This window comes from Leifsonia sp. NPDC102414 (assembly GCF_044765685.1).
In the GTDB taxonomy this organism is placed as follows: Bacteria; Actinomycetota; Actinomycetes; order Actinomycetales; family Microbacteriaceae; genus Leifsonia.
In genome coordinates, this window is sequence record NZ_JBIWKN010000001.1 from 428901 (window position 1) to 442085 (window position 13185).

A 13185-nucleotide genomic window follows, 5' to 3' on the forward strand; every position below is an offset into this window, starting at 1 on the left:
CCTTTGTCTCTAAACCGGTTTAGATGACGGTAGGCGCGTTTTCAGGGCTTGTCAACGGGGAGGGGCGAGACCAGACTGGCGAGACCGGACAGTGCGCGACCGAGGGAGTCGGAAATGGAATACAAAGACATTCCCACGAAGGCCGACATCGAGAGGATCGCAGCCCTGCGGCAGCCGGGATGCGTGACCATCTACCTGCCGACCGGAACCGTCCCAGCCGACGCGGACCGCGCCAGGATCGAGCTCAAGAACCATCTGGCGCAGGCGGTCAGAAAACTCGAGGAGGACGGCATCCCGAAACCGCGGATCGCCGCGATCCAGCGTGAGGGAGAGGCCATCCTCGAAGACAGGGACTTCTGGCGGTACCAGTCACGGTCGCTCGCCGTGTTCCTCGACGGCGACCTCAGCGAGACGTTCCGCCTTCCCAACCGGCTCGGCTCGTCCTGCGACATCTCCGACCGCTTCTACGTCAAGCCTCTGCTGCGCACGGTGACCTTCCCGCAGACGGCGCTGATCCTCGCCCTCGCTCAGAACTCGGTGCGACTCATCCAGGTCTCGCCCCAGGCGCCGGCGGCGACCATCGACGTTCCCGGCCTGCCGAAGGACGTCGCCTCTGCCGCGGGGCTCGCCTCGATCAGCGGCAGGGCGCCGGACGGACGCATCCAGGGCTCAGAGGGGCAGAAGGTCAGGATGCTCGAATACGTCCAGGCGATCGAGCGGGCGCTGCACCCGATCCTGGCGAACTCGACCGACCCGCTCATCCTCGCGGCGGCCGAGCCCCTGGTAGGCATCTTCCGCAACGCCAACACGTATCCGAAGCTCGTCTCGGAGACCATCACAGGCAACCCGGAGGAGAAGACGGACGAAGACCTCGCAGCAGAGGCGCGCTTGGTGCTCGACCAGGTGTATGCGGCCAAGGCGGAACGACTGAAGTCCGACATGGAGGCGCGCATGGCGGCGGGTACGGCCACCACCGACCTGAGCGACATCGCGAGGGCGGCCACGTACGGCGCGGTGGAATCGCTCATCGTCGACATCGATAGGCGGGTGCCAGGCACCCTCGACGAGGAGAGCGGCGCGATCACATACGCGGACGACGACGAGCCGGGGAACTACGGCGTGGTGGACGAGATCCTGCGGCGTGCGCTGGCGTCCAAGGCGACCGTCTACGCTCTGCGCGCGGAGGAGATTCCCGGGGGAGCAGCCGCGGCGGCCGCCGTGCGCTTCCCCGTCTGATCGGCGGCGGGTCGGCGGCGGGTCGGCGGCGGGTCGGCGGCTACCGGTCGCCCTTCCACAGCGCGTTGACGAGCGTGTCCTGCACGAACGCCAGCCAGTCGTAGATCGCGCGCAGCAGCGCGGTCTCATCATCGTGGACGTCGCCGTCGTCTCCGTCCTCGACGATGCCGAGCCGGGAGGCCAGCACCAGGCGGATGTCGCCGATGGCACGCATCCACGCCGTTGCGTCGTGGGCGTCCAGCCGCACCTCGACGCGGCCGCGCGAGCCGGCCGGCCGGCCTGCCGCGCTCAGCGACTCCACCACCGTGACGGCGTTGAGTGCCTTCCGCTCTGCGAGCCCGTCCGCCGTGAACCGGCGGAACTCGGCCGACGCCTCTGCGTCCTCCGGGTATGCATCAGGGAGCAGCCGCAGCAGGGCTGGATCGCTCGCCGGATCGACGCCCGACCGCACGGACTCGACCAGCTCGGCGGCCTCTCCGGCCAGCCGCGCGATCACCTCGGCCTCCTCACGCTCGAAGACGGCGACGATCGCGCCGTCCCTCGCGCGCCGGAACGGCCTCACGCGTCCGCCTTGGTGAGCGTCGCCCACAGTCCGAAGTCGTGCATGGCCTCCACGTGCCGCTCCATCTCCTCACGCGTGCCCGTCGCCACGACAGCGCGACCCGCGTTGTGCACGAGCAGCATCAGTCGCTCCGCCTCCGCGCGAGGGAAGCCGAAATAGCTCTGGAAGACGTAGCTGACGTACGACATCAGGTTGACAGGATCGTTCCAGACGATGGTCACCCACGGCGAGCCGAGCTCGAGGCGTTCGCCGAGCTCCGTCTCCTCGACGGTCGATGCGTCCGTCATACCGCATCCCGTCTGGACGCATCCGTTTGAAGGGGGAACACGTTCACCGAGTCTACCGTCGCTGGTGCACGACGCTCCTGGTCGGTGCGTGCCCGACCCCCAGCGCATCCGAGATCGCGTCCGCAGCGCGCACCAGGGTCAGATGTGTGAGCGCCTGCGGCGTGTTGCCCACCTGCGACCTGCCGGAGACGTCGTATTCCTCCGACAGCATCCCGACGTCGTTGGCGAGCGCGACCAGCCTGTCCATCAGTGCGGTGGCGTCGTCGATCCGGCCGGAGCGCGCGTACTGCTCGACCAGCCAGAACGAGCACGCCAGGAAGGGATGCTCGCCTGGCGGCAGGCCGTCCACGCCGTTCTCGGTGTGGTAGCGCAGCAGCAGACCGTCGCGCATCAGATCGGTCTCCAGCGCGCGAACCGTGCCGAGCATCCTGGGGTCGTTCCAGTCGCAGTAGCCGACCTGGGCGAGCTGCAGCAGCGAAGCGTCGACGTCGGTCGAGCCGAAGGTCTGCACGTATGTGCCGCGTTCAGGATCGAACCCGTGCGCTTCGATGTCCGCCCGCACCTCGTCCCTGCGTGCACGCCACCGGTCGACGGGGCCGTCCAGCGCGTGGTCCTCGACGGCACGGATGGCGCAGTCGAACGCTGCCCAGACCAGTGCCCGTGAGTGCGTGAAGTACCGCGGGACGCCGCGGATCTCCCAGATGCCGTGGTCCGGTTCGTGCCAGTGCTCCTCCAGATAGCCCATCAGCGCCCGCTGCAGCGCCCAGGACAGACGGGTCTCCGCGACCCCGTTGCGGCGGCCGTGGTCGAGCGCGAGCATCACCTCGCCGATCACGTCGGCCTGGAACTGGGTGGATGCGTCGTTGCCGATCCGCACGGGAGACGCGCCCTGGTAGCCGGGCAGGGTGGTGATCTCGCGTTCTGTGAGATCCCGCTCCCCGGAGAGCCCGTACATGATCTGCACGTCGCTCGGGTCGCCGGCGACGGCGCGCAGCAGCCAGTCGCGCCAGTGGTCGACGTAGTCGTCGTAGCCGTGGGCGAGCAGCACGGAGATGGTGAGCGACGCATCCCGCAGCCAGACGTAGCGGTAGTCCCAGTTGCGTTCGCCGCCGAAGCTCTCCGGCAGCGAGGTGGTGGCCGCGGCGACGATGCCGCCGGTCTGCAGGTGGGTGAGCGCACGCAGGAGCAGCAGGGAGCGCACCACCTCCGACCGGTATGGGCCGTCGTGCTCGCAGCCCTCCGCCCACCTGGTCCACCAGTCGCGCGTGCGGGCGAGGGCCTTCTCCACGTTCGGCGCGGACGGGGTGTGCCGGTGGGAGCGGAACCAGGTGAGGCTGAGGTCGATGGTCTCGCCTGCGGTGATACTGAACTCGCCGGAGTGCGAGTGGTCCGTCGCGCGCAGCGCAGAGCCACGCACGACGATGGCGTCAGGGCCGGCGACCGCGATGAGGGCTGGAGGGTGCTCCGTCTCGTCTTTGCGCACCCAGGGCATCGCGGAGGCGTAGCCGAACCGGATGCGCAGGTCCTGCCGCATCCTGACGGTGCCGCGGATGCCGCGCACGCGCCGCACGAGGTCGGCGCGTCCGTCGCCCATCGGCATCGCGTCGGTGACCTCGACCTCGCCGTCGTCGGTGGTCCAGGTGGTGACGAGGATCATCGTGTCGCCCTCGTAACGGCGCTCCGCGTGCGCAGCGGGGTCGGAGGGTGCGAGTAGCCAGCGACCGTGGTCCTCTGTGCCGAGGAGGGCGCCGAACATGGACTGCGCGTCGTAGCGGGGGAGGCAGAGCCAGTCGATGCTGCCGTCCCGTCCGACGAGTGCCCCGGTGAAGCAGTCACTGATCAGGGCGTAATCCTCGATGGGGAGCGACATGTGTTCCAGTATGGCCGTACTGTGATGGACATGACGCAGCAGGTGACCACTCTCGTGATTCTCGGAGCGAGCGGCGATCTTTCGTCCAGACTCCTCCTCCCCGCTCTCGGCCAGTTGCTGACGGATCACCCGGAACGGTCGGTGAAGCTGGTGGGCTCCGGCGTCGAGGACTGGACCAACGCGCACTGGCGCTCCGTCGTCCGCGCCGCGTTCAAGACCATGAAGTGCTCAGGCCCTGCCGTGGATGCGCTGCTCGCAGGCACGACGTACGTCCCAGCCGATGTCACAGACCCGAAAGACCTGCAGCGCATCCTCGATGCGGCGGACGGCGTGCCCGCGCTCTACTTCGCGCTGCCGCCAGCCATCGCTGCCCAGGCGTGCACGGCCCTGGAGAAGCTGACGCTCCCCGCCGGCACGACGCTCGCTCTGGAGAAGCCGTTCGGCACCGACCGCCGCAGCGCCATCGCGCTCAACAAACAGCTCGCGAAGCTCGTCCCAGAGGACCAGATCCACCGGGTCGACCACTTCCTCGGCCGGTCGACCGTGTTCAACCTGGTGGGGCTGCGCTTCGCCAACCGCATCTTCGAGCCACTGTGGAGCAGCCAGCACATCGAGAGGGTCGACGTGATCTACGACGAGACCCTCGGGCTGGAGGGCAGGGCGCGCTACTACGACAAGGCGGGCGCGATGATCGACATGATCCAGAGCCACCTGCTGCAGGTCCTCGCCGTGCTCGCGATGGAGCCGCCGTCCACGATGGGCGCCCAGGACATCCGGGATGCGAAGGGCGCCGTGCTGCGCGCGACACGGGTCTGGAACGACAGTCCCCTGGAGTCGAGCAGGCGCGCCAGGTACACGGCGGGCACCGTCGAAGGCGAGAAGGTGCCGTCGTACGCCAAGGAGCCGGGCGTCGACCCCGCCCGCGAGACGGAGACGCTTGCCGAGGTCGCCTTCCAGATCGACACCTGGCGCTGGGCGGGAGTGCCGTTCACGCTGCGCTCCGGCAAGGCGCTGGGGGAGCGCAGGCGCGAGATCGTCGTCACGTTCAAACCGGCCCCGCACATCCCGACCGGGTTGAAGGGCGTCAAGGAGCCGACCAAGCTGCGCATCATGCTCGCGCCGGACGAGATGTCGCTCGACCTCAACATCAACGGCCCTGGCGACCCGACCGAGATCGAGCGCGCCTCCCTCTCCGTCGAGTTCGGCCCCGGCCAGCTTCTGGCATACGGCGAGGTCCTGGAGGGAATCCTCGACGGAGACCCGTCGCTCTCCGTCCGCGGGGACACCGCCGTCGAGTGCTGGCGCATCGTCGGTCCGGTGATCGCCGAGTGGCAGAAGGACGAGGTCCAGCTCACCACCTACCGGGCCGGCTCGCGCGGCCCCTCCGCCTGGCACCCCCTCGGCTGACCGGGCACGGGCGACGACGCGATCGAGCCCAGGACCCCTCACCGTTCGACACGGCGTGTCGGGGGAGAGAGCCTGGGCTCGATGGATGCGTGCGGGGCTTACGCGGCGGAGCGCTCTGCCAGCGTGGGGATCTCGCCGGTGACCGGCTTGCGCAGGTCGGTCCAGACGGTGATCGGGGCGGGCTCCCAGCCGAAGGCTGCCGGCTCGTCGTTGGCGGGGGATGCGGCTTCTGCCGGTGCTGTCGCGTCTGCGTCCGGTGCAGCGGCTTCGGAGGCGGCAGCGTCGGCGGAATCGGCGGTGGTGTCCGCCTCGGACGCGAGATGCTGCGGCTCCACGGTCGCGATGATCTCGCCCGCTGCGACGCGCTGGCGTGCGTCCACCAGGGCGGTCGTGATGCTGAGGCTGACCGATTGCGCGAGCACGGAGTGGAAGATCGTGTCTGTGTCGTCTGCGGCGCGGCGGGACACGGTCCATTCACCGTGCTCGCCGATCAGCTCGGCCACCTTGGTGTGCACGAGTTCGAGGATCTGCGCGTCCGTCAACTGCGGGACCGGAGGAACCGGTGCCAGGGCCGCCGGAACCGCGGCGGCGTGCCGCCTACGACCAAACATGGTCCAACCCCTTCCAGGCTGTTCTTGCACTTGAATACAAGTGTCCTGGAAGAAATCTCAGATTCGGCGCGGACACGCCGTGCGATCAGCGGGATTTCTCGCTGATCTCGGCTTCTTTCGACTCTTCGAGCACCGTGCCGACCGCGATCACGAGTGAGAGGGCCGCGCTGATCCACAGCAGGGGCACCCGCCAGTCCCTCGCCCCCGAGCGGGTGGTCTGGATGGTCGTCCAGAGTCCGAAGGCCGCACTGATGATCGCTCCATTGAAGATGAACTTGCGCATCCGCATCCTTTCGCTTCCGGTCAACGCTACCGGGTGCTGCCCATAGCGTACGCTCGCAGAGGCGCGCCGAGAAGGCGGCGGCGCCGGATGGCGGCCGATGGCTCGAAGGAGGATGGATGCGCACCGCGATCGTCGGCGCTGTGCTCCTCGTGCTCGGAGTCGTCGCGGTCGCGACCGGAATCCTGCCCGTGCCGGAGGTGGCGCAGCTCTGGGACAGGGTGTGGCCCATCCTGCTGTTCGTGGTCGCGGTCACCGTGGTCACCGAACTGGCCGCGGAGGCCGGCCTCTTCACCGCGGTCGCGCAGCAGACCGCGCGCTGGGGTCGCGGGCGAGCCTGGGTGCTCTGGCTGCTGGTCGCCGCCGTCGCAGCCCTCAGCACGATCTTCCTCTCGCTCGACACGACCGCCGTGCTGCTCACCCCCGTGGTGATCGTGCTCGCCAGGCACGCTGGACTCGACCCGCTGCCGTTCGCGCTGACCACCGTGTGGCTGGCGAACACCGGATCCCTGCTGCTCCCGGTCTCGAACCTGACCAACCTGCTCGCGCAGCACGCGATGGGCGATCCGAGCCCGCTGCAGTTCGCCGCGCTCACGGTCGTTCCGGCCCTCGTGGCCATCGCCGTGCCGGTGGTCGCGATCTTCCTGATCTACCGCCGTCGCCTGCTCACCAGGTACGAGACGGGGGAGGAGGACGGCATCGAGGACCCTGTGCTGTTCTGGTGGAGCGCCGCCGTGGTGGTCGCCCTCATCCCGCTGCTGGTGTCCGGCATCCCGGTGTGGCTGCCCGCGTCGGCAGCTGCCGTGCTGCTCGGCGCCGTGTTCCTGGTGCGCCGCCGCGCTGTGCTGCGGTTCGGGCTGGTGCCGTGGCAGCTCGTGGTGCTGGCGTCCGGCCTGTTCCTGTTCATCGAGGCGCTGCACGCGGTGGGGCTCGGCCATCTGCTCTCTGTCGTCTCGGGCACAGGGGAGTCGCCGCTCGCGCTGCTGCGCCTGTCGCTGACCGGGATGGTGGGGGCGAACGCGATCGACAACCTGCCCGCCTACCTCGCTCTCGAGCCGTCAGCCGATACTCCTGTGCGGTTGGTCGCGCTGCTGATCGGCGTGAACGTCGGGCCGCTCATCACGCCGTGGGCCTCGCTCGCGACCCTGCTCTGGCACCAGCGCCTCACGTCGTTCGACGTGCAGATCCGCTGGAGCCGCTACATGCTCCTCGGCCTGATCGTCGCCCCCGTCACCGTCGTCCTGGCCACCCTCGCCCTCGCCGCCACCCTCTGAAGGGACTACTCGGCGGGGAGGAGCTGGGCGACGCGGACGATGCGTTTGCGGGCGACGGCGATGAGGGAGAGCGCGAAGCCGAGGGCCGCCCAGAGCAGCAGACCGCCGAGGCCACGCCAGACCCCGTCCGTCGACTCGACCACACCGCGGAACGCCGTGATCGCCGCCGACGTCGGGAACCACTGCATCGCGCTGGTGAAGAACCCTGGCACGGTCGACACGATCCCCGCCGCGAGCGTCACCACGACGACGAGCATTGACACGAACCGGCCGATGCCGCCGAGCAGCGCCACCAGCCCGTGGTTCACCGCAGCGAAGGCCACCCCGACGGCCATCGCGACGCCGGCGAACCCGAACCAGTGACCGACATCGAGCGACAGCGCGAACTGCATGATGCCCGCCACGAAAACGCCCTGCACGGCGCCGATCGCGGCAGCGGGAAGGAAGCCGTCGAGGGCGATCCTGCCGGACGCCCTGGTGGTGAGGATCGCCCTGCGGGACACCGCCTGCAGCACCAGGAAGGTCGCGAGCGCACCGAGCCACAGCGCGACAGCGCCGAACAGCGGGATGCTCGACTGGCCGAACCCGCTGGTGTCCGTGGACTTCTGCGTCACCGGCTGCGACGCGACGGTGGCGAGGTTGGAGCGCTCGTCGCTGGAGTAGCTCGGCAGCTTGGCCGTCGCCTCGGTGAGCCCTGAAGCGAGGGACGCGGTGCCTGCGCTCGTCTGGTCCGCCCCTGTCGCCAGCCCGGTCACGCCGGTGGCGAGCTGCTGCGCTCCGCCGGCGAGCTGCGATGCGCCCGCCGCCGACTGCGCTGCTCCGGAGGCGAGCTGATTCGCGCCGGACGCGCTCTGTCCGATCCCTGCTGTGAGCGCCGGCATCCCCGCCGCGAGCTGCTGCGTCCCGGTGGCGACGGAACCGGCCGCATCCACCAGGCTCGGGTTGCCGCCCTGACCGGTGGTCATCCCTGCCATGGTCTGCTGGAGCCCGGCGCAGATCGGGTCTGCCGCGCCGTGCACGGCCGTGCACCCTGCCGCGAGCTTCTGCAGCCCGGCGACGGTCGCGTTCACGCCGCCGGCCACGCCGGAGGTGCCGGCGGCCAGCTGCTGGGTCTGGGCGGGAAGGGCGGCCGTCTGCTGCTGCAGTGTCGTCAGACCTCCCGCGAGCGACGAGACGCCGTCCGAGAGCTGGCCGACGCCGCTCGACAGCGAGGAGGCGCCCGATACCAGCTGCGTGGATGCGTCGCCGAGCTGGTGCGCACCCGCCGCGAGCTGCGACACCCCTCCCGATAGCTCCGTCGCTCCGCTGGCCGCCTTCGCGATCTGGTCGTGCAGCGTGTTGAAGCCGACGTAGACGTTCTCCAGGTAGGTGGAGGTGAGCTGCTTGTTCAGCACGGAGGTCGCCGTCGTGGTGACCGCCTGACTGATCGCAGGGTCGACCAGCTTGGACTTCTCGCTGGTCTGCACGTCGATGGTCGCCTGCTCGGCGTCGGCGGCGGAACCCGACGGGGAGGTGGCGGCCTTCGAGAAGTCTTTGGGGACGGTGACGACCGAGACGTACGTTCCGTCGGCGAGCCCGGCGTCCGCATCCTTCTGGTCGGTGAGCACCCAGCTGTAGTTGTCGCTCTTGCCGTTGAGCAGGCCGGCGGAGAGCTGGCGGCCGAGCGGCACGGTCTGGCCGTTGATCTGCACGGGCTGGTCGAGGTTGACGACGGCGGCCTTCACGTCGCTGAGCCGGTCTGTCGGGTTCCACAGCGCCCAGACGAGCAGGCCGCCGATGACGAGCGGAACGAGCAGCAGTCCGGCGATGGTGAGCCAGGTGACGCGCCGATCGGTGCGCATCCGTTCGAGGGAGAACAGGGAGCGCGGGCGGCGGAGCTGGGAGGTCGGGGTGGTCATCGGACGATCGCCTTCTCAGTGGTGCTGTCTGTCGTGCTGTCTGTGATGCTTGCCGCGGTGTGCGCAGGCGCCGTGTGCTGGCGGACGGTGTGCTCGCCATCGTGGTCGAGTTGGTCCGTCACGACGATCGAGGTGGGGTCGACGCTGTCCGGCAGCACGTCGTCGAGACCGGCCGGGTCGACCACGCTCACGACGAGCGCGAACGGGCGCTCCTCGATCCGCGCGCGGTTCACGGCGTCGGAGAGCTCGTACCGGATGCGCCTGCGCTCCACCGGATCGGTGATCGCGTCGACGGAGTCGATCGCCAGCACCTGCGGGTGGCCGGCCAAGGCTCTCCTCACATCGTCGACGGGGGTCTCCGTCGCGCCGAGTCGGACGACGGCGGTGCGGGAGCGCACCCCGGCCGCCCTGGTCGGCAGGGCGAGGCCTGCGACCTTGATCGTGCCGGCGTCCGGCTTCGTGCGCCCGGTGATCGCCATGAGCAGCGCGAGGGACGCCGTGCGGTCGTCGCCGTGCACGACGAGCACGTCGCCGTCCGAGATCCGGAACGAGACGTCGGAGAACAGGCGACGCCTCTTCGCACTGATCGCCAGGCCGTCCGCTGCGGCGATGTAGCGCCCGCCCGGCTCCGGCCAGTCGGCCAGGTCGAGCTCCTTCTGCAGGCCGTCGCCCTCCACGTCGAAAGACGGCAGGATGCGGTCGAGCCAGCGCGGCATCCACCAGGCTTTGTCGCCGAGCAGCTTGAGAACGGCGGGCACCAGGGTCATCCGCACGATGAACGCATCGACGAAGACGCCGACGGCGAGCCCCAGGGCGATCGGTTTGATAGAGGTGTCGCCCTCCGGCACGAACGCTGCGAAGACCGAGATCATGATGATCGCGGCGGCCGTCACGACCTTCGCGGAGCCGACGAACCCGCTCTCGACGGCGCGCCTGGCGTTCCCGCCGTGCACGTAGTCCTCGCGGATGCGGCTGACCAGGAACACTTCATAGTCCATCGCCAGCCCGAACAGCACGCCCATCAGGATGATCGGCATGAAGCTGATCACCGGGCCGGTCTTGGCGACGTTGAGCGCATCCGACAGCCAGCCCCACTCGAAGACGACCGTCACCGCTCCGAAGGCGGCACCGACCGACAGCAGGTAGCCGAGCGCTGCCTTGATCGGAACAGCGATCGAACGGAACACCATCGTCAGCAGCACGAGCGACAGTCCCACGACGAGGATGCCGAACGGCAGCAGGGCGCCGCCCAGCCGGTCGGAGACATCGATCTGCGCCGCGGTGTTGCCGGTTACCTTGAGGTCGACGCCGTACTCGTCGAGGAAGTGCTGGTGTTTGGCGCGGATGTCGGAGACGAGCTGCGCCGTCTTCTCCGAGTCAGGGCCGGTGGTCGGGATGACCTGCACGATGCCGGTGTCCGCCGTCTGGTTGGGCGTGGCGAGGGGCACGGCCGCCACGCCGGGCATGTCCGCGAGCTCGTCGCCGATCTTCGTCATGAGGCCGACAGGGTCCGTGCTGGAGATGATCGAGCCTGTGACGATCAGCGGACCGTTGTATCCGGGGCCGAAGTGCTCGGAGATGAGGTCGTACGCGATGCGGGCAGGGTCGTCCTCGGCGTGCGAGCCGGCGTCCGGCAGGGCGAGCCTGAGCTGCGCGGCAGGGATGGCGGCGATGCCGAGCACGGCGACGACGGCCACGATCGTGACGATCGGGAACCTGGTCACGGTGCGCACCCAGCCGCGGAAGAACCCAGGAGGAACGTCGGCCTTGGCCGCGTGCGCGAGCGTCGGCGCGGATACGCCGGCCGCGGGCTCTGCTGCGGCCACGGTCGTGTCGACGTCGGCTCCGGATGCGCCTGCCGCCTTCGCCGCGCGCCGCGCTGCCCGCTTGGCCGCTCGACGGCCCGGCGTGATCCTCGCCCCCGCGAACCCCAGCAGCGCAGGCGTCAGCGACAGCGAGATGAGCACGGCAACGGCGACCGCTGCTGCTGCGGCGACGCCCATCGTCGTCAGGAACGGGATGTTCGCCACCGACAGCCCGAGCAGCGCGATGATCACCGTGATCCCTGCGAACAGCACGGCCGACCCCGCCGTCGCTGTGGAACGCGCGGCGGACTCCTCCGGATCGACCCCGGCCTTCAACTGGCTCTGATGCCTGGAGATGATGAACAGCGAGTAGTCGATCCCGACCGCGAGCCCCAGCATCAGCGCGAGCAGCGGCGTCGTGGACGAGATGGGCCCGAACAGGGTGGCGATGAAGATGAGCGCCATCGACAGCCCGACCCCGAGCAGAGCGGTCAGCAGCGGCATCCCTGCGGCCAGGAACGAGCCGAAGGTGAGCACCAGCACGACGAGCGCGATGCCGACGCCGAGCAGCTCTGTGAGGCTGAGGGTGGGCAGGCTCTGAGAGAAGAGCTGCCCGCCGACGGCGACCTGCGACCCGGCCGGAAGCTGCTTCTGGAGCGCGGTGCCCGCATCCTGCAGGTCGGTCTTGGTGTCGGAGGGGACCGTGGTGATCTGGCCCTTCAGCTGCACGGTGACGATGGCGGCGGAGCCGTCGTCGGAGATGGAGCCCTTGACCTGGTCGCTGTACGGATCGGTGACGCCGGAGACGCCATCGAGCTTCTTCAGCTGCGCGACGGTGTCCTCGACCGGCTGTTTGACCCCCGCGTCCGTGACGGAATCGCCCTTCGGTGCGACGACCACGACCTGCGCCGAGGTGCCGCTGACCTGCGGGAAGGTGCGGCTGAGCGTGTCGAGCGCCTCCTGCGACTCTGTGCCGGGGATGCTGAACGAGTTGTCCGTGCCCTGGTTGAACAGCACAGCGCCGCCGCCGAGGGCGACGAGGAGCACGATCCAGAGGGAGACGACCAGCTTGCGGGCGCGAAACGCCCAGCGGCCGATCGAATACAGAATCGAGGACACGCGTTCTCCTAGATAATCGGGTGAAGAGTGAGGCAGTGGGGTTCGATACACCGTCGTATCCGATACCCGAATGTATCGGATACACTGGTGTATCCGGAACTCAGTTCAGGAAGGTTTCAGCTTGGAAACGACAGCTCTCAGAGAGGAAGCGCCGGCCGAGTCCGCGCGCCGCCAGAAGACCAGGTCCCGCCTGCTCGACGCCGCGTTCGACATCTTCGCCGAGCACGGCGTCCACGCCGCCAGCGTCGAGATGATCACGGAGGCCGCCGGCTTCACCCGCGGCGCGTTCTACTCCAACTTCTCCACCAAGGAGGAGCTGTTCTTCGCCCTGATGGAGCGCGAGATGTCGATGCGCATCCAGCAGCTGAGGGCCGGCGTCGCGCAGTACGTGGTGCCGAACGAGGACGACACCACGGCCCTCGGAGACGACGAGGTCGTCGAGATCATCACCAAGGTGCTCGAACTCCAGTCAGACGACCGCCGCTGGTGGCTGGTGCAGACCGAGTTCCTGCTGCTCGCGCTCCGCGATCCCGCGATCTCCGCCGACTTCCTCCACTCGCAGGATGCGTTCTTCGCCCAGCTCACCGACATCGTCGTGGAAGCGCTGGAGACCGCCCACCGCCGCTTCACCATCGCCCCGGAGGAAGCGGTCCGCGTGATCGCAGAGCTCTGCGCGAACGGCGAGGCGCGCGCGCTGCTCTCCGGAGACGAGCGCACCTTCCCCGAACGGCTCTCCGCGAGCGTGCCGGCGGTGCTGCTCGCGCTGACGGAGCGCGTCTGAGCGCTGCCGCAGTTCGCACACCGCGCGTTGAGCCGCAGCACGGCGAGCATCGAGC

11 protein-coding genes are annotated in these 13185 nt (G+C 69.2%); 4 read left to right on the forward strand and 7 right to left on the reverse strand.

Annotated elements, in window-relative coordinates; translation table 11 throughout:
- Positions 1–114: 114 nt before the first annotated feature.
- Positions 115–1236 (forward strand): hypothetical protein, encoded by a 1122-nt coding sequence (locus ACIRCZ_RS01985; protein ID WP_402849075.1) that lies wholly within the window; start codon positions 115–117, stop codon positions 1234–1236.
- A gap of 40 nt (positions 1237–1276) precedes the next feature.
- On the opposite strand, the gene ACIRCZ_RS01990 is transcribed toward ACIRCZ_RS01985, so the two are convergent.
- Genes ACIRCZ_RS01990 through ACIRCZ_RS02000 form a run of 3 tightly spaced genes read right to left on the reverse strand, consistent with a single transcriptional unit; the run spans position 1277 to position 3955 of the window.
- Positions 1277–1798, reverse strand: a complete 522-nt coding sequence (locus ACIRCZ_RS01990; protein WP_055894365.1) for a DUF2017 domain-containing protein — start codon at positions 1796–1798, stop codon at positions 1277–1279.
- Complete coding sequence (clpS, locus tag ACIRCZ_RS01995; protein ID WP_402849080.1) at positions 1795–2085, reverse strand: ATP-dependent Clp protease adapter ClpS; 291 nt, start codon at positions 2083–2085, stop codon at positions 1795–1797. The genes ACIRCZ_RS01990 and clpS overlap by 4 nt, the downstream gene beginning before the upstream one ends.
- Before the next feature lie 52 nt (positions 2086–2137).
- Entirely contained in the window at positions 2138–3955 is a 1818-nt protein-coding gene (locus ACIRCZ_RS02000; RefSeq protein ID WP_402849083.1) for a glycoside hydrolase family 15 protein, read from the reverse strand.
- 30 nt (positions 3956–3985) lie between these two features.
- Here ACIRCZ_RS02000 and ACIRCZ_RS02005 point away from each other — a divergent pair, with 30 nt between their 5' ends.
- Positions 3986–5362, forward strand: coding sequence for a glucose-6-phosphate dehydrogenase (locus tag ACIRCZ_RS02005; protein ID WP_402849086.1), 1377 nt, complete (start codon positions 3986–3988; stop codon positions 5360–5362).
- A 98-nt stretch (positions 5363–5460) separates the two neighbouring features.
- Here the strand turns inward: ACIRCZ_RS02005 and ACIRCZ_RS02010 are convergent, their stop codons facing one another.
- The gene (locus ACIRCZ_RS02010) at positions 5461–5973 is read right to left on the reverse strand and encodes a hypothetical protein (RefSeq protein ID WP_055892756.1); all 513 of its coding nucleotides are present in this window, start codon (positions 5971–5973) and stop codon (positions 5461–5463) included.
- Between the two features lie 85 nt (positions 5974–6058).
- Positions 6059–6256 carry a hypothetical protein gene (locus ACIRCZ_RS02015; RefSeq protein ID WP_055892760.1) on the reverse strand — a complete coding sequence of 66 codons (198 nt, stop codon included), beginning with the start codon at positions 6254–6256 and terminating at the stop codon, positions 6059–6061.
- Positions 6257–6372: 116 nt separating this feature from the next.
- On the opposite strand from ACIRCZ_RS02015, the gene ACIRCZ_RS02020 reads away from it, so the two are divergent.
- A complete protein-coding gene (locus ACIRCZ_RS02020) occupies positions 6373–7527 on the forward strand; it encodes an SLC13 family permease (protein ID WP_402849090.1) in 1155 nt (384 codons plus the stop codon).
- 5 nt (positions 7528–7532) lie between these two features.
- Here the strand turns inward: ACIRCZ_RS02020 and ACIRCZ_RS02025 are convergent, their stop codons facing one another.
- A complete protein-coding gene (locus ACIRCZ_RS02025; protein ID WP_402849093.1) occupies positions 7533–9425 on the reverse strand; it encodes a YhgE/Pip family protein in 1893 nt (630 codons plus the stop codon).
- Positions 9422–12349 carry an MMPL family transporter gene (locus tag ACIRCZ_RS02030; RefSeq protein ID WP_402849096.1) on the reverse strand — a complete coding sequence of 976 codons (2928 nt, stop codon included), beginning with the start codon at positions 12347–12349 and terminating at the stop codon, positions 9422–9424. Before ACIRCZ_RS02030 ends, ACIRCZ_RS02025 begins: the two co-directional genes overlap by 4 nt.
- Before the next feature lie 121 nt (positions 12350–12470).
- Here ACIRCZ_RS02030 and ACIRCZ_RS02035 point away from each other — a divergent pair, with 121 nt between their 5' ends.
- Positions 12471–13130 carry a TetR/AcrR family transcriptional regulator gene (locus ACIRCZ_RS02035; protein WP_402849102.1) on the forward strand — a complete coding sequence of 220 codons (660 nt, stop codon included), beginning with the start codon at positions 12471–12473 and terminating at the stop codon, positions 13128–13130.
- The last annotated feature ends 55 nt before the right edge of the window (positions 13131–13185 follow it).

Excerpts from the sequence above, each read along its gene's own strand:
- ACIRCZ_RS01985 (WP_402849075.1), top strand. The coding sequence starts at position 115 with ATGGAATACAAAGACATTCCCACGAAGGCCGACATCGAGAGGATCGCA.
- ACIRCZ_RS02010 (WP_055892756.1), bottom strand. The coding sequence starts at position 5,973 with ATGTTTGGTCGTAGGCGGCACGCCGCCGCGGTTCCGGCGGCCCTGGCA.
- ACIRCZ_RS02005 (WP_402849086.1), top strand. The coding sequence starts at position 3,986 with ATGACGCAGCAGGTGACCACTCTCGTGATTCTCGGAGCGAGCGGCGAT.
- ACIRCZ_RS02015 (WP_055892760.1), bottom strand. The coding sequence starts at position 6,256 with ATGCGCAAGTTCATCTTCAATGGAGCGATCATCAGTGCGGCCTTCGGA.
- clpS (WP_402849080.1), bottom strand. The coding sequence starts at position 2,085 with ATGACGGACGCATCGACCGTCGAGGAGACGGAGCTCGGCGAACGCCTC.
- ACIRCZ_RS02025 (WP_402849093.1), bottom strand. The coding sequence starts at position 9,425 with ATGACCACCCCGACCTCCCAGCTCCGCCGCCCGCGCTCCCTGTTCTCC.
- ACIRCZ_RS02000 (WP_402849083.1), bottom strand. The coding sequence starts at position 3,955 with ATGTCGCTCCCCATCGAGGATTACGCCCTGATCAGTGACTGCTTCACC.
- ACIRCZ_RS02020 (WP_402849090.1), top strand. The coding sequence starts at position 6,373 with ATGCGCACCGCGATCGTCGGCGCTGTGCTCCTCGTGCTCGGAGTCGTC.